The sequence below is a fragment of the Actinospica sp. genome, assembly GCF_035552695.1.
Lineage (GTDB): Bacteria > Actinomycetota > Actinomycetes > Streptomycetales > Catenulisporaceae > Actinospica.
This window is the reverse complement of the sequence record NZ_DASZKT010000011.1, coordinates 49,199-70,361: the sequence shown is the minus strand read 5'-3', so window position 1 is coordinate 70,361 and position 21,163 is coordinate 49,199. Positions and strand designations below refer to the sequence as shown.

The following is a 21,163-nucleotide window of genomic DNA, read 5'->3' as shown; positions in this document are numbered from 1 at the left end:
TGACACCAGAAGACGCGGCGCTGACCGCGATCGTCAAACCGATACCGAGCGCCAGGCCGAGCGCGATGACAAGGGCTTGGCGACTGCGCCTGCGCAGCTCCCGGCCCAGATAGGTGAAGAACATCTCTATGGCCCCTGATGAGTAGGTCGAGGACAGCCTTTACGACCTAGGAATCTGGACCTGGTGCCTTCGCGTGAAGTTAACTCCAAATGAGAATGGGATGAGTGCCTCAATCGTGATATGACTCTTGGCTTAATTTAAGGCAGGAAATGACGGCCGCCGAGGGCGCCGAGGGCGCCGCGCGTGGTTCGGACGCTCCGCTATGCTGGCCGGATCCTGGCGGCTGCGCCGCTTTGGGTCGGGAGACGGGGGCGAACCGCACATGTCTGATGGAGAGCCGGACGCCGTCGCGGCGGCGCGCGCGGAGCTCGCCGAGGCCGAGGGGGTCTTCGGGCCCGACCATCCGCACGTCACGAAGCTGCGGATCAAGCTCGCCGAGGCGCTGAACTCGGCCAGTCGGCACGCCGAGGAGCTGCCGCTGCGGGAGCGGGTGCTCGCCGATCTGATGGCCCAGCACGGCGCCGACCACAACGACACCGCGGTCGCCGCGCACAACTACGGATACTGTCTTTATGCGAACGACCGGCCGGACGAGGGCATCACGTACATCGAACGTGCCCGCCGGGATATCGCGCCCTTCGTGAAACCGCAGGGCCCCGCGCTTTTCTTCCTCTGCCGCAATCTGGCCACCGTCTACCAGGCCGCGAACCGCACCGGCGACGCGATCGCGCTGCTGGAGGAGATCACCGACGAGCAGCGCGATCTCACGGTGGTCGAGGTGACCGCGCTGCGCCGCGTCCGCGTGAAGCTGACCGAGCTGTACCGCGACGTGACCGGCCCGGGCACCGAGCTGGCCCGGACGAAGGGCGAGGCGCTCTGGCACCTGATCATGCGGAAGCAGGAGGAGAGCGCTGGTCCGGACGATCCGGAGACGCTGCGCGATCTCAACCTGTTCGCCGTCTGGTACGCGAAGACGGACCAGCAACGCAAGGCCCTGCCGCTCTATCAGCGCACCCTCGCCACGCGCGAGCGGGTGCTCGGCCGGGAGGACTCCGAGACGCTGCTCTCCCGCAGCAACCTCGGGATCTGCCACGCGGCGCTGGGCGAACGCGAGGCGGCCGTCAAGCTGTTCGAGCCGCTCTACGAGCAACGCGTGCGGCTGCTCGGCGAGGAGCACGAGGACACCCTGGACACGCTCGACCGCCTCGCCGTGAACCTGTACCACCGCTTGCGCTATCAGGATGCCGCGAAGCACTTCGCGCGCCTGATGGAGATCCGGGAACGGCTCGGCGGGACGGACGACCGGGAGCGCGCGACCTACCTGCACTGGCTGGGCTGGTCGCACTACCACGCCGGGTACTACGGGCCGGCCATCACCGCGTTGCGCGGCTGCCTCACGGACCGGGAGCGGATACTCGGGCCCGTCCACAAGGACACCATCGCGGCCCGGCACGACGTCGGCGACTTCTACCAGGCCCGCCAGGAGTACGACGAGGCGATCCCCGTGCTGGAGCAGGCTCTCGCCGAACGCGAGCGCGTCCTCGGGCCCGGCGACGCCGATACCGTCAAGACCCGCTCGGTGCTGGCCAAGGCGCTGAGCGGCGCCGACCGGGACGACGAGTGCGCGGACCGCCGCCGGGAGAATGTCGCAGCGCTCGAACGGGAGCACGGCGCCGACGCTCCCGAGACCATCCAGGCTCTGCTCTACCTCGGCTACGCGGAGAAGGACGCCTACCGGTACGACGAGGCGGCCGCGGCCTACACGCGCGCGCTCGCGTCCGGTGAGCGCGCGCTGGGCCCCGAGCACACCGACACGGTCGAGGCCCGTCGCTGTCTCGCCTACCGTCACATGTGGGCCGGACGGTTCGCCGAGGCGATACCGCTGTTCGAGCGGGTCCTGGAGAACTTCCGGCGCAACCTCGGCGACACCAAGAGCAAGACCCTGGAGATCCGCTGGTCGCTGGCCCGCTGCAGCGACGGCTCCGGACTGTGCGATCAGGCACTGGCCGAGTACGCCGAGGTGTACGCCGCCGCCGAACGCGCGATGGGGAAGGAGAACTCGATCTGCCTGACCCTCGGCGCGGATCTCGCGCGGCCCCCCGCGGCCTGGCGGAACCGCGACGCGCTCACCGGACGCAGGCTCTGGCAGGTCGCGCTGGGCGCGGTGATCGTCGCCGAGGTGGCCGACCAGGGCCATCCGCTCGACACCCTGTACGCCGGCCGGTGGCTCGACGGCCGCAACACCGCGGAATCGCTGAGGCGGTGGTGGGGCATCACGTCCCGGCAGGAACTGCTGGACTCCCTGGAGAGCCTGGAGAGCCCCGGCCAGCGGGCCCGGTACGCGCCCGACCTCGGCCACGAAGCGCTGGCCTGGGACGTGGCCCGGTACGCCAACAACGTCCGGGACGGCGTCACCATCGGCTGGCTCGGCGAATCAGAGGCCTGGGAACTTCTGGATAAGATCTCTGCGATGACAGCGCAGACCTATGACTCCTGGGACGCCTACGTCGCGGACTACCTGGCCGGGCGGCAGCTGTGGCTCGGCGACGATCCCGACGACTGGCCGCTGCAGCACCGCCGCAAGATCGAGGCCGCGCACCGCCTGCTCGATCCGGCCAACGCGGCCAGCGTGTTCAACCGGGCACCCTGGGGCGCCTGATGGACACGCCGATCCTCGACGTATATGCGTACCCTGAGCCGTGGCAGGTGCCCAGGGGCACCCTCGAGAAGATCACCAAGCGCGCCAAGGCGTTGATGGACGATCCGCGGGCCGACGGACAGCCCGAGGTGGTGCGCGACGAGCTCTCCCGGATCCTCGACTACCTGCTCGGGATCGGCGGCGTGCGCAGCGGGTCCCGGGTCGACATCGAGAAGGAGATCCTCGGTTCCTTCTTCGACCCGCCGCGCATACCCAAGCGCGAACCCGCGACCTGGGGCGTGGCCTGCACGGAATGGCGTCCGCCGCACAACTTCGACCTGCACGCGCCGGAGTGGTACCTCAAGCACCGGCAGGACGCGATCGGGTTCGCGGAGGAGTGCGTGCGCGTCTTCGAGCCCTTAGTCCCGCTGCGCGACCGGCTCAAGGCTCTGCTGAGCCTCTACGCGAAGCCCGCGGCCGACCACACGGTCTTCCCCAAGGAGCAGCGCACGGCCTGGGCCGCGGCTGCCGACGACAGGACCGTGCAGCTGCTCCCGGAGCTCGCCGGGCCGATCAGCCATCTCGGCTGGGTCGCCGACGGGCTCGTCGCGGCGCACGAATACCTGCGCGCCGCGATTCCCGAGGCGCCGGAAGCCCCGATCGCCGGTCTTTCCGGCCTGCTGCGGGCGCTCGGCCAGGACACTCCCCCGGTCGAGCTGACGGCCGCGCTCGGCGACCGCGCGGCGGAGCTGCTCACGCCGTGCGAGGTCGGCAGCGCCGCGCAGTGGACCAAGCAGACGCGCTCGTGGCTCGCGCGAGCCGTCGCGGCCGGTCACGTGGAGGCCGCGCGGACGTGGGTGGACATGGCGGTGCGCTTCGTGTGCGCGGTCAAGGGTCTGCCGAACGATCCCGTGGACGTGGACGACTACCTGGTGCAGGTCGGCGGGTTCACCTTCGACCGGGTCCGGCTGACCCAGACCCGGCGCGCCACCGAGAATCCGATCGCGGCCCGACTGGCACAGCGTGAGCAGGCGTCCGGCGGGTCCGATGGCGCGGCCGACGCCAAGGCGGCGGACGCAGACGAACTGGATTCCGCGCTGATCGGCCAGGAAGAGGCGGTCGCGGCGCTGCGATCGCTGGCTTCGCGGCCGAAGGGTCAGCTGAAGGTTCTGATCTCAGGCCCCGATGGCACCGGCAAGCACGACCTGACCCTTGAGCTCGCGCGGCTGATGCGTGGCCGCGGGCTGAAGGAAGACCCGCTGTGGATCTCGGACGCGATGTTCGCCAGGCAGCCCGACGCCGTCTCCACCTTCCACAAGCTGGCCCGCGAGTGCGTCGGCGAGCGGCTGCTGGTGATCGAGAACCTGGACCTGATCGCGCTCGACCCGCAGAGCGGCGGCAGCCTGGCCGAGGAGCTGCACCGGCTCATCGACGTCTACCCCCGGTTGCACGTCGTGGCGCTGACCGAGCAGGGCGGCGATGAGCAGGTCCGCCGCGTGAACCCGGCGATCATGCAGCGCCTCGAGCTCATCCACACCCGGCCCTTCGACGAACACGGATACGCGGAGCTGTTCACCCGCGCCGTGCAGGAGCGCGGGGGCACGGTGACCCGGCCGGCCGCCGTCGCCGCGGGTGAACTGCTGGTGCGCACGGCGCCGTACCGGAACCTGCGTAACGCGCGGCTGGCCCATCGGCTCGCGGAGACGGTGCTGCGGCGCCATGCGGGCGCGGACTCCCCCGTCGTACGGCGTCCGGACATCCCGGCGCCCGGTGCGTTCCTCGCCGACGCGAACTCCGGCGACCCGCTCGCCGAACTCCGCGCGATGATCGGCATCGACGAGGTCAAGGAGGAGGTCGACCTCTGGCTTGCCCAGTCCGCGGCGGCGAAGCGGCGCCGCGAGCACGGGATCGTGGTGCCGGATCCGGTGCGCCACCTCGTGCTGACGGGCAATCCCGGAACCGGGAAGACGCAGGTGGCACGGCTGATCGCGCAGATCTGCAAGAACCTCGGCGTGCTCTCCTCCGGGCACCTGGTCGAGGTCTCCCGGGTCGACCTGGTCGCCGACTACGTGGGCCAGACCGCCGCGAAGACCCGCCGCAAGATCAACGAGGCGATCGGCGGCGTGCTGTTCATCGACGAGGCGTACGCGCTCATCGGCGGCACCAGCAACGACTACGGCCCCGAGGCCATCAGCGAGCTGATCCGGCACATGGAGGACTCCCGCGACGAGCTGATCGTGATCGTCGCGGGGTACGAGTCGGAGATGCACCAGTTCCTCGCCGCGAACCCGGGCCTCGCCTCCAGGTTCCCGACGACGCTGCGGCTGCCTGACTACAGCGACGATCAACTGCTGGAGATCCTCGCGGCGCAGGCGCGCTCGGCGGGCCTGAACCTCGGCCCCGGAGTGCGCGAGAAGGTCGGCGGCCTGCTGCTCAAGCAGTCGCGCGGCCGGTCCTTCGGCAACGCCCGGTTGATGCGCAACGTGCTCGACCGGGCGATGGCCCGTCAGGTGCGGCGGCTGTCCCTGGTGGAGTCGGCCCCCGCCCCGGCCGCCGACCTGCTGCTCGCGGAGGACTTCCCCGAGACCCTCAGCGGCCGGATACGCACCAGCCCGCCCGGCGATCCGCTCAAGGAACTCGCGGCGATGGTCGGGCTCGACGAGGTCAAGAAGGAGGTGCGGATGCTGGCCGCCGGAGTCCAGGCGGAGGCCCTGCGCCGCGAGGCCGGGCTGCCCGTGACGGCCCCGGCGCGGCACATGGTCTTCACCGGCAACCCGGGCACCGGAAAGACCGTCGTCGCCAGAGTGATCGCCGAGGTCTACGCGCAGCTGGGCCTGCTCTCCTCGGGGCACCTCGTCGAGGCCTCGCGCGCCGACCTGGTAGCCGGATACGTCGGCCAGACCGCGGCCAAGGTCGCGGGCGTCGTCCGCCAGGCGCTCGGCGGAGTCCTGTTCATCGACGAGGCGTACGCGCTCACCCCGAGCTCCCCGTGGGACTTCGGCCAGGAGGCCGTGGCCACGCTGCTGAAGCTGATGGAGGACAACCGCGGCGACCTGATCGTCATCGTTGCCGGATACGAGGCCGGGATGGCGGGCTTCCTGGTCAGCAACCCCGGCCTGGCCTCGCGTTTCCCCGTGCACCTCGCGTTCCCCGACTACGACGGGCCCGAGCTGGCCGAGATCTTCGCGACGATGGCCGAGCAGGCCGGCCTCACCCTGGACGAGCGGCTGCGCCCCATCCTGCTCGACCGCCTCCGCTCCGTCCCCCGCGACTCCTCCTTCGGCAACGCCCGCCTGATCCGCAACGCCCTAGAACGCACCGTCGCCCGCCAGGCCCTACGCATCACAGACCCCGGCTTCGAAGGTGACGTCGCCCTACTCCTCGCCGCCGACCTCCCCGACTCCCTCGACACCGACCGCGGACCGCTGCCGGGAATGTACTTGTAGGCACAAGCCACTTCGCTGGGCAGGCGCGAATGAGAGATCATATGCGGACGCAAGGGTCGGGCGTCGCCGTGGGTGTCGCGGAGCGAGCTCTGCGAGCGTGCGACGCCGAAGGCCCGTAGCCCGCAGGGCGTTACTCCCGAGGGAGCGCAGCGAACAGCAAACCGCAGCCCGACTACCGAAAGAAAGCACTGGCCGCGCGGCCCCCCTGAGGAGCCGCGCGGCCAGTGCTCAGAACACAGGTTGGTGCTACGCGTGCCTAGGTGCGCCTACGAGTGCTGGAGCACGTAGTTGACCTCGGGGCCGGCGGTCTTGGCGCCGAAGTTGGAGTCGACTACCACGGCGGCGATCGCGAGGTCCTTGTTCGGGTCGAACACGATCATCCAGCCGTTGGGGTAGTGGTCCTTGTTCGCGTCGGCCTCGGCGGTGCCGGTCTTGCCGTAGACGCCGGAGCCGAAGCCGACGGCGTCGGCGGTGCCGCTGGTGATCACTTCGTGCATCACGGTCCACAGCTGCGACTTGACCGAGGACGGCAGCGCGGTGGCGCTCGCCATGTCGGTCAGGCCGGACACCAGGTACGGCTGGTGGAAGGTGCCGGTGTCCACGGTCGCCGCGACCGAGGCCATCGTGAGCGGGTTCGCCTGGATCTGGCCCTGGCCGTAGAGCTCCTCGGCCAGCTCGGAGCCGCTCTGGTGGCTCGGCATGGAGAAGTACGAACCCTGCGAACCGAGGCCGATGTCCCAGGACTCGTTCAGGCCGTAGTACGTGGAGGCGGCGCCGGCGAGCTTGCCGCCCGCCATCTGCTGCCACCACTGGGTGAAGGCGTTGTTGCAGGACTGCGCGAAGTCCGTGCTGAACGGCGTGTTGTTCGGCTCGAAGTCCTCGGTGCCGGCGGAACTGTTCGCGCTGGACGTGCTGTTGTGGATCTTCACTCCCTGCACGTCCTCGACCAGCGGGCACCCGACCTGGCTGTTGATGCCCTGTGGCAGCATGCCGTCCGCGAGCAGGGCGGTCGTGCTGACCACCTTGAACGACGAGCCGGGAGCGAGCGTGCCGGTGAGCGCGAGGTCGCTGGAGCCCGAACTGTTGGCCACCGCGAGAATCGCGCCGGTTGACGGCCGGAGCACGACCAGCCCGCTGCGCGGCAGTTGGCCGACGGCGCTGGTGGCGAGCGCCTCCATCGTCGGATCGATCGTGGTCTTGACGGTCGCGGTGCTCACCGCCGTCGACAGGACCTGCTTCGAGCCGTCCACGACCTTGCCCGAGGAGTCCTCGAGCACGACCTCAAGGCCCGCGGTGCCCTGCGTCGACTTCGTGTTCTGCTTCATTATCGACCCGACGTCCTGCAGCGCGGACTGCGAGCTCGAGGACAGGTCGTTGCCGGACGCGTCGGTGACCTTAGCCGCCCCCGGCTTGACCACCAGCGCGACCGGGTGCGTGGACGAGGTCATGTTCGGCGCGACGGAGCTCGGATCCCACTTGATCCACCAGCCGCCGCCCTTCTTGTACGCGGTCAGCTTGGACGTGTACGTCCAGGTGCCGCTCGCGTACGTCGCCTTGTTCGAGCTCGCGCCGCCGGTGTTGGTGTTGGCGGCGACCGAGAACGTCACGACGCCCGCGGCCGTGGAGCCCTGCGGCGTCAGCTTGAGGCCGTTGAGGTTCAGCCCCGTGCCGTACGCGGTGAGCACGGTCTGCGCCTCGGCCGGGTTGTCCGTGTACGAGGCGGCCTGCTTGAAGTTTCCGCTCTCCCAGGCGGAAAGGAACACCTGCGCCGTCTCCGCCGCGGCAGCAGCCGGAGTCGTCGCGGTCGGCTGGAAGCCGCTCGGCGTCGGCGAGGCCGAGGTGCTGTGCGCCCCGGCCGCGCTGTTGTTCTTGCCGCCCGACGCGGCGTTGCCGGTCTGGCTCATCACGAGCACCGTGGCGAGGCCGATGATGCCGACGACGCCGATCCCGGTGGCCACGGCCAGCTTCGTCCGCGGACGCCGCGGCGGCCCGGCCGGCTCGGCCGCCCCGTCGAAGGGGCCCGGGGTCGGCGCCGCGGGCAGCGCGCCGAACGGCCCCGGAACCGGACCCGGCGCCGGCTGCTGCCAGCCGTTGCCGGCCGGACCCGGCGCGGGCTGCCAGCCGTTCGCCGGATCCTGCTGGCCGTTGTACCAACCTTCCGGCCCGTTGCCGGAATTCTCATAGCTCACAATGGAGCCCCCTCCTTGTTTCTTCCCTCGAGCGGTTAAGACGTGCTGAAGCGCCGGACCGTTGCGTCGATTCCGGGGTGCGGGCAACCTTTTCGTCGAGCGGGCGCACTAAGGGGTCATGAGACGGCGATCCGGCGGAGGGCTGCATGACGGGGAGAGATGACGGCGAGGAGGCGTTCGCGGAGTACGCGGCGGGGGCGCTCACGCGGCTGCGGCGGATCGCCTACCTGCTGTGCCGGGACTGGCATCGCGCCGAGGATCTGACACAGATCGCACTCACCCGCCTTTATGTGCACTGGCGGCGTGCCGAATCGGCGGACAACCTGGACGCCTACGTCGGGGCAATCCTGATGAACGCCTATCTGTCCGAGCAACGCACATCCTGGTGGAAACGCACGCACGCACGTGCGGCCCGAGCCCGGCGAACTGGACGACGCACGTGGTCGGGTGAGCCGCCGCCGTCGTACCGCAGATCCAGCCGCTGGTGTTGCCCTGGCCGAGGAACTCGGTGTAGTCGATCGGCGTGGTCGGGACCTTCGGCGCCGAGGCGGTGCCGGCGTTGAGGGTCACGAAGTACAGGCCGCGGATGTACTTGGACGGGAAGGCGGTCAGGCCCGTCACGTTGATGGTGTGCGTGGAGGTCAGCGGCGCCTTGCCGCCGATGTCCTCGAGGACCAGGCTGCCGACGTCGTCCGGGCACTTCTTGGTGCAGACCTGGCAGACGTCGCTGCCACCGGAGAAGATGCCGAACACGTCCTTGTAGCTCGGGTCGGCGGTGGTGTAGACGGCGTTGGTGCCCTCGTTCTCCTCGATCGTGGTCCCGTTGTAGGAACCGTTGATCACGCAGGAGCCCGGGGTGGTGACGCCGATGTCGGACAGCCACTGGGAGCGCGTGCCGGAGCTGGACTGCGGCAGGACCGGACGATCGGGTCGGTGCCGGTGCCGCCGACTTCCTTCCAGGTCACGGCGCCGCTGTCGGACCATTTCTCGGGGGGCGGTTCCCGGGGCGGCGTGACCGCACGGTGCCGAGCGTGTCGACGCGGGCACGAAGAGTGACTTTGCCAGGGAATTACCCATCGCGGCCGGATAGACCAGTATCGCCGACTTCTGTTAACCGCGCATTAATGCGAAGAGTCCTGGACCCGCCATCTGGGCGGCGTTACGTTGGGTCTTGCACGAGCGCATCAGAACATTGATGCTCTACCCACACTCTGTAACAAGGAAAAACTGTGTCTACCCACATAATGAAGCGCCTCGCGCTGCCCAAGCGGACGGTCGCGGTGCTCGCCGCCGTCGTCACCGCCGGGCTCGGCGTGACCCTGAGCGCGGGCCCGGCCCAGGCCGAGGTCTACAGCTCCTGCACCGTCTCCGGCTGCGCCGACGCCGCGTCCGCCGTCCAGACCTGGGACTCGCTCGGCGACCCGACCTCGCGCGGCTGGGTCAACCTGTCCGACGGCGAGTGCAGCTACGCCGGCGGCGAGTACTACAACGACGACGGCCAGCTGCCCAACGGCGACACCTACTACGAGTACGACGTGTACGAGCGCGCCTGCGGTGCCCACCGCGACGCGTACCGGATCGTGCACGACACCGACACGGGGGTCTGGTACTACAGCCCGGACCACTACAGCGACTTCTACCAGATGTCCTAGTCCAGGCTGAGTTCGGCATTTCGGCGATGTGCCCGGGTTCCCGCGCGGAACCCGGGCATAATCTCCGCATGACTTCGACCGCCAGCGGCATCGCGCACGCCGTACGCGCCGGCGAACTGCGCCCCACCGAGGTCGTCGGCGAGTACCTGGACCGGATCGCGCGGCTCGACCCGGAGATCGGCGCGTTCCGCGTGGTCCGGGCCGAGCGCGCCCGCGCCGAGGCGGCGGACGTGCAGGCGCGCACGGATCTCGCCGGCCTCCCGCTCGCCGGGGTCCCCGTCGCCGTCAAGGACAACATCGAGGTCGCCGGCGAGCAGATGCGCAACGGCTCCGCCGCCACCGACGATTCCGAACGCGCGCAGGACCATCCGGTCACCGCCAGGCTGAGAGCGGCGGGCGCGATCGTCGTCGGTCTGACCAACGTGCCGGAGCTGTGCCTGCCGCCGATGACCGACAGCGTCTACGGAATCGCGCGCAACCCCTGGGACCGGCGCCGTACCCCGGGTGGCTCGTCCGGAGGCAGCGCGGCGGCGGTCGCGGCCGGACTGGTCCCGCTCGCACACGGCAACGACGGCCTCGGCTCGATCCGCATCCCCGCGGCGTGCTGCGGGCTGGTCGGCATCAAGCCCGGCACCGGCGTCGTGCCGGCGAGCATCGACGGCACGCCGGTCTGGGGCGGCCTGTCCGAGAACGGCCCGCTGGCCACGACCGTGCAGGACGCCGCTCTCGCCCTGTCCGTCATGGCCGACGCCCCCGAGCTCGGCACGCTCGGCGACCCGGGAACGCTGCGCATCGGCATCTCGACGCGCCAAGCCCAGGTCGGTCTCCCGATCGACCCGCAGTTCGTCGCCGCGACCAAGGCCGTCGCGACCGCGTTCGCAGACCTCGGTCATAACGTCACGTCGCACACCACCGCCTACCCGTCCTGGCTCGGCACCGCCGCGGTCCGCAGCTGGTTCGGCTTCGCCTGGGAGACCGCGAGGCCACTGGACCGCAACCGCCTCGACCGCCGCACGAAGCAGATGTCTGCGATCGGCCACGCCCTGACCGCCCTGCACGCCGACGGCGCCCGCTCCCGCGAACGCTGGCGTTCGGGCGCCGCCGAGCAGTTCTTCGGCGCCGTCGACGTCCTGCTCCTGCCCGCCCTCTCCCAGCCCGCGCCCGCAGCCGAACGCTGGGGCCGGCGCGACGTGCTCCGCAACAGCTTGACGAGCCTCAAGGTCGCAAGCCTCTTCGCCCCCTGGAACATCGCCGGCTGGCCCGCCATGAACGTCCCCGCGGGCATCGACGACCGCGGCATGCCCATCGGCGTCCAGCTCGTGGCCCGCCCCGGCGGCGAGCGCACGCTGTTGAACCTGGCCGCCCAACTCGAATCCACCCGCCCCTGGCCCCGGTACGCCCCGAGCTAGATTCCTTCGACGTTCAGTCCCGTCGCCCGATCTGGTCGCACACCTCCGCGAGGACCTGCTCGACCGGGCGGGCGTCGAGGCGTTGCCCGTCGCGCAGTCGCAGGGCGAGCCCGTTGCCCGCGGCCTCTTTCGCGCCGACAATGGCCTGATATGGCACGAGGCGAGCCGCGCGGATTCGGGCGCCCAGGCTGCCGCGTTCCGGGGCGTGGAGTTCGGCGCGAAGGCCGAGGGCGATGCAGCGTTCGATGACGGCTTGGGCGTGCGGCACTTCTGCGTCGGTGAGGGGCAGGACGGCCACTTGGACGGGAGCCAGCCAGGCCGGGAACGCGCCGCCGTGTACCTCGATCAGATGCGAGACCACGCGTTCGATGCTGCCGATGACGCTGCGGTGCACCATGACCGGACGGTGCTTGGCGCCGTCCGCGCCGATGTAGTGCAGGTCGAACTGCTCCGGCTGGTGGAAGTCGACCTGGACGGTGGAGAGGCTGAACTCCCGGCCCGCGCTGTCGTATACCTGCACGTCGATCTTCGGACCGTAGAACGCGGCCTCGCCCTCGCACGCCTCGTACTCCAGCCCGGACGCCTCCAGGATCTCGCGCAGCAACGCGGTCGAGCGCTGCCACATCTCGGGATTGTCGACGTACTTGCCGCCGGGCCCGGGCAGCGAAAGCCGGTAGCGCGCGCCCTCGATGCCCATGTCCTTGTGCGCCTTGCGGATGAGCGCAAGTGCCGCGTGCGCTTCCTCGGCGGCCTGGTCGACGGTGCAGAAGATGTGCGCGTCGTTGAGTTGAATCGAGCGGACCCGGTTGAGCCCGCCGAGCACGCCTGAAAGTTCCAGGCGGAACATGCCGCCGAGCTCCGCCATACGAAGCGGCAGCTCACGGTAGCTGTGCGCGCGGGACCGGTAGATCAGCGCGTGATGCGGACACAGGCTGGGACGCAGCAGCACCTGCTCGCCGCCGACCTCCATCGGCGGATACATGTCCTGGTTGTAGTGCGACCAGTGCCCTGAGATCTCGTACAGCTCGCGCTTGCCGAGCACCGGCGAGTACACGTGACGGTATCCGGCGCGGCGTTCCAGTTCGCGCACGTACTCCTCGAGAGCGTGCCGGATCTCCGCGCCATCCGGCAGCCAGTACGGCAGGCCAGCGCCCATCAGCGGGTCGGTGTCGAAGATCTCCAGCTCGCGGCCGAGCTTGCGGTGGTCGTTCACGGTGGTCTCGTCTCCTTGGTTCGCGGGGGCGGCGACCACGCGGAGCACGAGAACGACGTAGCCCCGGGGCACTCGCCCCGGGGCTACGGAAGATGGCAAACATCAGCGCGCCGGGACAGCCTCCGGCGTCGTCGTCTGCGGTGCGCGCTGAATCACGAAACCGACGGTAACAGCGCGCACCCGATTCCCGGTAGGGATTTTTCAGGTGGCGATTGCGAAGACATGCAGTTCGCCCTGGTTCGCGCTCGCCGGCAGGGTGACGCTCGCGACCGTCTTCCCGGAAGTCAGCGAGATGGCGCTGGTGGCGAACACTTTGGTGGAGACGGTGTCCTTGCCGCCCGAGCTGGTGTTCCGGTACGACGTGGTGATGGCCGCCGTGTTGCCGGCCTCCACCGAAGCGCCCCCTCCGTTGAGCGTCCAGTCCGAGAACGACAGCGTCACGCTCTGGCTCGTGCCGTCGGTGAAGTTCACCGTCGCGGTCCCGGTCGAGGGCCCGTTCGTGGCCGAGCCGAGGAAGGCGATGCTGCCGGATCCCGATACCGCGACCTTCTGGCCGCCGGCCTGGAAATTGTCCGCCGAGCCGGCGGACACGTTCGGCCAGGTGAACGTCTTTCCGGACGCGGTGATCTTGGAGCCCGGGCTGACACCGGCCGCCGAGAGGGCCTGCGCCGAGTAGGCGTAGCCGTCGCTGTCGAAGTTCGCGCCGCTCGAGCCGTCGTTCGCGATGCCGGTGTTGTTGAACGCCGCCGCCACGCTCGTGCCGCTGAGGTAGACGGCGTTGCTGCCGTACAGCGGCTGGGTGAACGACGAGATGTACGCGCTGGCGTCCGTGTCAGGCAGGTTGTAGGTGTTGAAGACGCCATAGCCGCCGGACACGGTCTGCTGCGCCAGACTGGTCGCGGTCGACGACGCGGTGTTCTGGATGTCGATCGCCGCGGGGGCGAGCTGCGCCTGCGTCAGACCGGGCACGTCGGGCACGCCCCAGCTGCCGTAGTAGGGGTTCCAGCTGTAGTTGATCAGGTCGCCGACGACGATCCCGTTGTAGGACAACGTTGTCGAGGACGGCCCGATGAAGTACAGGGAGATGATCTTGTTCGGCAGGTCGTTGCGCAACGCCTGAACCAGGTAGGGGAAGGACCACGCGTTCGGCTGCGCCGTGCCGTTCGTGCCGTAGTCGGCGTATTCGTCGTCGAAGTCGATGCCGTCGAGGCCGTAGGTGGACACGGCGTTGGACAGCTGCGTCGCGAACGCGGCCGCGGACTGCTGGTCGGGGAAGTTGGCGAAACCGGCGCCCTGGTGGTTGCCGAGGATCGAAAGCATGACCTTGATCCCCTTGGCCTGGAGCGGCGCGATCTGCGTCGCGGCGTTGTCGAGGACCGCCTGTACCTGCGGGTTGAAGTACAGCTGGGCGGTGGTTCCGTCGTAGTTGATGTTCGCGGCGAAGATGATGCCGATGTCGAACACGTTGGCCCCGTTCGAGGCCAGCGTGTAGTTGCCGACGCTGGTGATGCTGTCGTTGTTGACCTCGACGTAGGCGGTCGTGATCGGGCCGGACTTCGCCGCGGCGGCGGTCTTGGCGCCGGTGGCCGCGGCGGCCGGGGTGGCCGTTTCGGCACGTATCAGCGCCGAGGACGTGCCGGCGACTGCGACGGCGAGCCCTGCGTTGCGCAGCAAGCGGCGGCGGGTAACCTGCGGACTGTCGTTCATGGGTGCTCTCCTCGGATCCACGCTGCTCACCGCGACGAGGGTGGTGGCGGCGGCGAGCGCGCTGGAGATGGAGTGGGTATCCACAAAAAATGGACTAGACCATGGCGGACGTCAAGGGTTCCCGGTCAGTATTTGCCCGATGAAATGCCGCGGTCTCGTAGGAGAGCCCTCATTCGGGTTCTCGGCCCTGCTCAGTCGCCGCGCTCGCCGAGCCAGCCCGCGAGCTTTCCCGCGCGGCTGACTGCGCGCAGCCGGCGCTCAGTGTGCCGCCGGACCTTGGACGAGGCCACGATGACCAGGCGGTCGCCGGTCTCGAGGCGGGTGGTCGGTTCGGGGACGAAGGCGGTGCCGGCGCGCACGACCAGGGACATGATCGCGCCTTCGGGCAGGCGCAGCTCCCACAGTTCGATGCCGTGCATCCGGGAGCCGTCGGGGATCTGGGTCTGCAGCATGACGGCGTGCAGGTCTTCGAGCGGCGCGGATTCGACGTCGAGCTCGGTCGGCTCGTCCGCCGCGAGGACGCCGAGCTTGCGGGCGACGAAGGGGAGTGTCGGGCCCTGCACGAGGGTGAAGCCGCCGACGACGAGGAATACGAGGTCGAACAGGCGCGCGGCCCCGGGGACGCGGGAGCTCATCGGGATCGTCGCCAGCACGATGGGGACGGCGCCGCGCAGACCGGCGTACGACAGGAAGGTCTGCTCGCGCCAGCGGGCCCGGAACGGCAGCGTGGACACGAGGACTGCGATGGGCCGGGCCAGCAGGGTGAGTACGAGGCCGATGACGATCGCGGGCAGGATCTGCGCGGGCAGCCGCGAGGGCGAGGCGAGCAGGCCGAGCATGACGAACAGTCCGATCTGCGCCAGCCATGCGATGCCCTCGGCGAAGCCGCGCGTCGCGGCCCGGTGCGGGAGCCGCACGTTTCCGAGGACCAGGGCCGCGACGTAGACGGCGAGGAAGCCGCTCGCGTGCGCCGTCGAGGCCGCGCCGTAGCCCGCGACGATGATCGCCAGCACCGCGATCGGGTACAGGCCCGAGGCGGGCAGCGCGACCCGCCGCAGGCCCTCCGCGCCCAGCAGCCCGAGAACCAGTCCGATCGCGGCGCCGATGACCAGTTCGTAGACGACCTCCCCGGCGATGAACGCGCCGGACGGGACGTGCCCGCCCGCGCTCAGCAGGGTCACGGCCAGCACCGACGGCGGGTCGTTGAGGCCTGATTCGCCCTCGAGGATGCCGGACAGCCGCGGCGGCAGCGGCAGTTTCCGCAGCACCGAGAACACGGCCGCGGCGTCGGTCGGCGCGAGCACCGCGCCGAGCAGCAGCGCCTGCCGCCACGGCAGGTCCACCAGCACGTGCGCGGCGAGGGCGACGACCACGGTGGTCGTCGCGACGCCGACCGTGGCCAGGGCGAGGGCCTGCGGGGCGCCCGCGCGGGCGTGCTCGAGCCGGGTGGTCAGGCCGCCCTCGGCCAGGATGAGCACCAGCGCGCTCAGTCCGAGCGCCTCGGCCAGACCCGCGTCGTCGAAGCGGATGCCCGCGCCGGATTCGCCGAGCAGCAGCCCGAGGCCGAGGAAGACGAGCAGGCCCGGCAGGCCCACGCCGTGCGCCAACCGGGCCGCGCCGATGGCCGCGATCACCACGACGGAGCCGATCAGCAGCAGCACGTCGAGATTGGCGGGATGCACGATGTGGCCCGTCGTCGGAGGTGAGGGTCCTCCAGAATATCCGCGGGAACGATCTTTGTCAGGACTTACAGCCCTACCCCGGCCATCCGCTCACGCGGCGAGACGCCGCGCGTGCCGCAGATGGCGCGGGATTCCGGCCAGCGGCGGCGGGGGCACGGCGATCACGCAGCAGGACGCGTGCGCGACGCAGTACGCTGCGATATGGCTGTGGGTGAGCCGGGCGAGCGCGCCGTGCCGCCCCGAGCCGACCACGATCAGATCGTCCGGCCGGTCGGCGACCTGGACCAGCGCGGGTCCGGCCGGGCCGCGCACGATCTGCGGCTCGCAGTCGAGGTCCAGCGGGATCGCGCCGAGCCCCTCCTCGAAGGCGGCGTTCAGCCGGTCCTCGGCGCCGCGGCACCAGTCCCGCTCCAACTCCGGGATCTGGCGCAGACGCGCGGGGGCCTCACCCCCGGGCGGTTGCCAGGCGAGCACCGGGAACAGCGGCGCTTGCCAGGCTCGAGAGAATTCGACCGCGCGACGCAAGGCGTGCAGGCTGCCGGGCGACCCGTCGACGCCGACCACCACGCGACCGACGCTGAGTGGCATCATCGCGTATCTCCTAGCGGAACGACTCCCAGTCTATTCCCACTCGCGCGATTTGCCACCGGACCGCGCGCCGCTCGGTACGGACTGCCCGGCCGGACCATAACGCAGGGTATTGCCATCCGGGTCGACCAGCGCGAACACGGTCTCGCCGTACGCCCGGGAGCCGGCCACGTCCAGGCAGTTGACGCCGTCGGCGCGCCAGCCGGCGCGCAGCCCGGCCGGGTCGGCGACCCGCAGGTAGCAGCCCGCCGGGTTGGCCGGCGGGTCGAGACCGGGCGCGAGGTACAGGTGCAGCTCGATGTCGCCGCGCGCGACGCGCAGATAGTCCGCGCCGCGGCCGGTGGCGCGGAAGCCGAGGTACCGGTAGAACGCCTCGGCTCGCCGCAGATCGCCGCTCGGCAGGATCGGCACCGCGGACTCGCTGACGGAGGACATGGCCTCAGTGAACGGCCTCGCCCCGGCCCGGTGAAGCAGGCTGCGCGAATACATACGCGTTTTTAACGACCGCGGCACTGCTAGGTGACCTGCGCGCTCACTAGTCTGTGGCTCCTGGCCGAAGTTCGTAGATCGGGTTGTAAATCACCCGCTGACCGCCGAGCGCGGTGATGCGTCCTCGAACCTTGATGACGCGTCCCGGATCGATGCCGGCGATCCTGCGGCGGCCGAGCCAGACGACGGTGACCGCCCCGGTGCCGTCCCAGAGTTCCGCTTGGACCGCGGGCACGCCAGCCCGCGGCTGGAAGGTGACGGTGCGCAGGGTGCCGAGGATGCAGACCGCCTCACGGTCGCGGCACTGCGCGATCGGGACGGCGCCCTGCCCCGGGATCGCCGCCTTGAGGTCGGCGTCGTCGAGTTCCTCGGTCTCGGTGGCCAGCCGGGAGATCAGTCGTCTGATGAAGCCGCCCTCCCGCCGATCCGAGCGGCCCCGCGGCGGCCGCCCGCTCTCGGCTCGGGTCCCGTCTCGGGTCTCGGGAATCGATGCGGTCTCGGTTTCCTCGGGCATGGTCGCGGTCTCCGTCCTCTGGCTACCTGGTCTCCTGCAGCGGCGCCTCGGCCGCGGGCGGCGGCTGCGCGGCCGCCGCATGGTGGTTCGCGGCGGAACGCAGCTGGTACGGCACGCTGGCCACCACCACGCCGCGCTGGTAGAGCAGCCGGCCCTTGAGCCGCAGCGCGGACTGGTTGTGCAGGATCTGCTCCCACCAGCGGCCCAGCACGTATTCGGGCACGTACACGGTGACGATGTCGTCCGGGTTCTCGGTGCGCATCCGTTTGACGAACTCGACGACCGGCCGGGTGATCTCCCGGTAGGGCGAGGCGATCACGGTCAGCGGCACCGGGATGTCGTGCGCGTCCCACTGCTCGCGCAGCGCCGCCACCTCGTCCGGATCGATGTCGACGGTGACGGCCTGGATGCTGTCCGGCCGGGTGGCCTTCGCGTAGCCGAGCGCGCGCAGCGTGGGCAGGTGCAGCTTGGAGACGAGCACCACCGCGTGGTTGCTGTGCGGCTTGAAGAGGCGCAGGTTCGCCGGCGGCTCGAGCTCGACGGCCACGGCCTGGTAGTGCCGCTGGATGGCGCGCATGATCAGCCAGATGATCGGCATGGCGACCACCACGATCCAGGCGCCCTTGGCGAACTTGGTGGCCAGCACGATGACCAGGACGATGCCGGTGAAACCCGCGCCGACCGAGTTGATCACCCGGGAGCGCTTCATCCTGCCGCGCGCGGACGGGTCGGTCTCCTCGCGCAGCAGCCGGTTCCAGTGTCGGATCATGCCGGACTGGCTGCACACGAAGGACACGAACACGCCGATGATGTAGAGCTGGATCAGCCGCGTCGGCGAGGCCTGGAACGCGATGACCAGCACGATCGCCAGCGCCGAGAGCAGCAGGATGCCGTTGGAGTAGGCCAGCCGGTCGCCGCGGTTGCGCAGCTGCCTGGGCATGTAGCCGTCGCGGGAGAGGATCGAGGCGAGCACCGGGAAGCCGTTGAAGGCCGTGTTCGCGGCGAGCACCAGGATCAGCGCCGTGAAGAACTGCAGGAAGTAGAACATCGGCGAGGAGCCGCCGAACACGGAGCGGGCGACCTGCGCGATCACGGTGCGCGGCGTGGCGCCCGAGGGCAGGCCGATCAGCTGCGAGGCGTCCTCGGCGGTGTGCACGTGCGAGGCGAGGGCGAGCGCCGTGACACCCGCGAACATGGTGACCGCGATCCCGCCGAGCAGCGCGAGCGTGGTGGCGGCGTTCTTGCTCTTCGGCACCCTGAACGCGGGCACGCCGTTGCTGATCGCCTCGACGCCGGTCAGCGCGGTACAGCCGGAGGCGAAGGCGCGCAGCAGCAGGAAGCCGAGCGCGAGGCCGGTGTAGTTCGTGGTGGAGTGGATCTGGTAGTTCGCGCTCTCGGCGACCAGGTGGTGGCCGGTGACGATCTGCGCGAAGCCCCAGATGATCATGATCGCGATGGCGGCGATGAAACAGTACGTGGGGATGGCGAAGGCGGTGCCGGATTCGCGCACGCCGCGCAGGTTCATCAGCGTGATCACCGCGATGATCACCACGCAGATGAGCACCACATGGCCGTTCAGGGCGGGGACGGCGGAGGCGAGGTTCGCGACGCCCGCGGCGGTGGAGACCGCGACGGTGAGCGTGTAGTCGACCATCAGCGCGCTGGCCACGGTCAGTCCGGCCTTGGGCCCGAGGTTGGTGGTGGCCACCTCGTAGTCGCCGCCGCCGGACGGATAGGCGTGCACGTTCTGCCGGTAGGACGCGACGACCACCAGCATCAGCAGCCCGACACCCGCGGCGAGGTACCAGGTGTAGTGGAACATCGCCAGACCGCCCGCGGACAGCACGAGCAGGATCTCCTCCGTCGCGTACGCCACGGAGGACAGCGCGTCGGAGGCGAAGACCGGAAGGGCGATCTTCTTCGGGAGCGTCGCCTCGCCGAGCAGTTCGCTGCGCATCGGGCGGCCGACGAGCACGCGCTTTGTCATCCCCATCAGTGAAGGCACGCTGGGCATCGTAAGCCCGGCGCGGCGGGCTGGGGAGGGCGGGGTCTGATGAATCACTTATCACCGCATTTCTGTGCTTTCGTCCTGATAAGAGCTGGTATGGCCGCATGGACGGATGCCGCACACCCCGGGTAATACGGTGGGAGGAGTACACCGGCTAATGAGGCGGCCAGATGAGCGGCGAAGCGGTCGCGGACGGCGGAACCACGACCAGGCGCGAGCCCTCGGCGTACGCGGCGCCGCCCTGGTGGCTCGGCACGCTCGCCGCGCTGCTGGTGCCCCCGGCGCTGACCGCGGTGCTCGACCAGCTGCGGCAGAACCTCAACCTCACCGGCACGGCGCTGCTGTTCCTCGCTGCCGTGGTCGCGGTGGCGCGGCTCGGCGGGCTGTACTCCGCACTGGCGGCGGCACTGTGGGCGAGCCTGCTGCTGAACTACTACTTCGTCTTCCCGCTGCACTCACCCGCGATCGCCGACGCGAACGACGCGATCGCGCTGGCCGTGTTCGTGATCGTGGCGCTCACCGTCGCGTCCGTGGTGGACCTCGCTGCCCGCCAGTCCCGCCGCGCCGCCCGCGCCAACGCCGAGGCCGAGACGCTCAACGCCCTCTCCCTTGCCGTGCTGCGCGGCGACGGAGCGCTCGGCGCCCTGCTGGATCAGCTGCGCGACGCGTTCGACACCAGCGCCGTGAGCCTGCTGCAGCAGACGCGGGACCCGGACGAGCAGGGCTGGCGGACGGTCGCGGCGAGCGGCCCCGAACCGCCCCCGGGGCCGGAGGCCGCCGACACGCTCGTCCCGGTCGAGCCGGGCGCCGTGCTCGCCCTGCGCGGGCGGGTGCTAGGCGCCGCCGACCGGCACGTGCTGTCCGCCTTCACCGCGCAGGCCACCGCGGCCCTGGAGCGCGCCCGGCTCGCCGAGTCCGCCGCCGCGGCCGCGACACTGCAGGCCGCCGACAAGATGCGCACCGCATTGCTCGCCGCCGTCTCGCACGACCTGCGCTCCCCGCTCGCGGCAGCCCGTGCCGCGACGAACACGCTCTCCGACCCCGAACTCGCGCTCAGCCAGGCCGACCGCGCGGAACTGCTGGAGATCGCGGACCAGTCGCTCACCCGGCTCTCGCACCTGGTCGAGGACCTGCTCGACATGTCCCGCCTACAGGCCGGCGCACTGCGTCCGCGACTGACCCCGCTCGACGCACTCGACGTACTCTCCCCCGCCCTGGAAAGCCTGCCCGGCGGCGCCGACCGCGTACACGTAGAGCCCCCCGCCCCCGGCACCGCGACCGTCCTCGCCGACGGCCCGCTACTCGAGCGCGTTCTCGCCAACCTGCTGGCGAACGCGATCAAACACACCGATTCGCAGGTCACCGTGCGGACCGAGCCCGGCAGGCGGGGTGTGCTCGGGGAGCGTGGGGAGGGCGGTGAGCAGGGTGTGGTGGGCGAGCGGGGCGCGGAGGGTGTGGTCGGCGCGCAGGGCGCGCAGGGTGTGGTCGGCGCGCAGGGCGCGCAGGGTGCGGTCGGCGCGCAGGGTGTGGTCAGCGCGCAGGGTGAGCAGAGTGCGTCCGGCGAACA

General features: G+C 70.3%; 13 protein-coding genes and 2 pseudogenes. 7 read left to right on the top strand and 8 right to left on the bottom strand.

The features are described 5' to 3' along the window. Positions 1-383 precede the first annotated feature (383 nt). Both VG296_RS02615 and VG296_RS02610 read left to right on the top strand, forming a co-directional pair. Entirely contained in the window at positions 384-2,720 is a 2,337-nt protein-coding gene (locus VG296_RS02615) for a tetratricopeptide repeat protein (protein ID WP_325562632.1), read from the top strand. Beyond that, positions 2,720-6,145, top strand: a complete 3,426-nt coding sequence (locus VG296_RS02610; protein ID WP_325562630.1) for an AAA family ATPase — start codon at positions 2,720-2,722, stop codon at positions 6,143-6,145. The genes VG296_RS02615 and VG296_RS02610 overlap by 1 nt, the downstream gene beginning before the upstream one ends. A gap of 266 nt (positions 6,146-6,411) precedes the next feature. On the opposite strand, the gene VG296_RS02605 is transcribed toward VG296_RS02610, so the two are convergent. After that, positions 6,412-8,334, bottom strand: a complete 1,923-nt coding sequence (locus tag VG296_RS02605) for a penicillin-binding transpeptidase domain-containing protein (RefSeq protein ID WP_325562627.1) — start codon at positions 8,332-8,334, stop codon at positions 6,412-6,414. A 146-nt stretch (positions 8,335-8,480) separates the two neighbouring features. Between VG296_RS02605 and VG296_RS02600 the strand changes: the two genes are divergently transcribed. From VG296_RS02600 to VG296_RS02585, 4 genes are all read left to right on the top strand, one after another. Then, complete coding sequence (locus VG296_RS02600; RefSeq protein ID WP_325562626.1) at positions 8,481-8,897, top strand: sigma factor; 417 nt, start codon at positions 8,481-8,483, stop codon at positions 8,895-8,897. A 23-nt stretch (positions 8,898-8,920) separates the two neighbouring features. Next, positions 8,921-9,097: a hypothetical protein gene (locus VG296_RS02595; protein ID WP_325562624.1), complete on the top strand. Its 177-nt coding sequence runs from the start codon at positions 8,921-8,923 to the stop codon at positions 9,095-9,097. Between the two features lie 466 nt (positions 9,098-9,563). Beyond that, positions 9,564-9,986 (top strand): ribonuclease domain-containing protein, encoded by a 423-nt coding sequence (locus tag VG296_RS02590; RefSeq protein ID WP_325562622.1) that lies wholly within the window; start codon positions 9,564-9,566, stop codon positions 9,984-9,986. A 68-nt stretch (positions 9,987-10,054) separates the two neighbouring features. Next, complete coding sequence (locus VG296_RS02585; protein WP_325562620.1) at positions 10,055-11,395, top strand: amidase; 1,341 nt, start codon at positions 10,055-10,057, stop codon at positions 11,393-11,395. 13 nt (positions 11,396-11,408) lie between these two features. On the opposite strand, the gene thrS is transcribed toward VG296_RS02585, so the two are convergent. The 7 genes and pseudogenes from thrS to VG296_RS02550 all read right to left on the bottom strand — a co-directional run bounded on the left by thrS (position 11,409) and on the right by VG296_RS02550 (position 19,602). Next, the gene (gene thrS, locus VG296_RS02580; RefSeq protein ID WP_325562618.1) at positions 11,409-12,608 is read right to left on the bottom strand and encodes a threonine--tRNA ligase; all 1,200 of its coding nucleotides are present in this window, start codon (positions 12,606-12,608) and stop codon (positions 11,409-11,411) included. Positions 12,609-13,376: 768 nt separating this feature from the next. Then, a pseudogene (locus tag VG296_RS32680) lies at positions 13,377-14,315 on the bottom strand (endo-beta-N-acetylglucosaminidase H); the annotation flags it as partial. 191 nt (positions 14,316-14,506) lie between these two features. Beyond that, positions 14,507-15,997 carry a potassium/proton antiporter gene (locus VG296_RS02570; protein WP_325562614.1) on the bottom strand — a complete coding sequence of 497 codons (1,491 nt, stop codon included), beginning with the start codon at positions 15,995-15,997 and terminating at the stop codon, positions 14,507-14,509. Between the two features lie 90 nt (positions 15,998-16,087). Further along, on the bottom strand, positions 16,088-16,588 hold the full coding sequence (locus tag VG296_RS02565) for a universal stress protein (RefSeq protein ID WP_325562612.1): 501 nt from the start codon (positions 16,586-16,588) through the stop codon (positions 16,088-16,090). Between the two features lie 30 nt (positions 16,589-16,618). Next, entirely contained in the window at positions 16,619-17,020 is a 402-nt protein-coding gene (locus VG296_RS02560; RefSeq protein WP_325562610.1) for a VOC family protein, read from the bottom strand. A 100-nt stretch (positions 17,021-17,120) separates the two neighbouring features. Beyond that, complete coding sequence (locus VG296_RS02555) at positions 17,121-17,588, bottom strand: OB-fold nucleic acid binding domain-containing protein (protein ID WP_325562608.1); 468 nt, start codon at positions 17,586-17,588, stop codon at positions 17,121-17,123. Positions 17,589-17,610: 22 nt separating this feature from the next. After that, positions 17,611-19,602, bottom strand: a complete 1,992-nt coding sequence (locus tag VG296_RS02550; RefSeq protein ID WP_349259427.1) for an APC family permease — start codon at positions 19,600-19,602, stop codon at positions 17,611-17,613. A 164-nt stretch (positions 19,603-19,766) separates the two neighbouring features. Here VG296_RS02550 and VG296_RS32675 point away from each other — a divergent pair. Then, positions 19,767-20,744: pseudogene (locus VG296_RS32675) on the top strand (sensor histidine kinase); the annotation flags it as partial. Between the last annotated feature and the right edge of the window lie 419 nt (positions 20,745-21,163).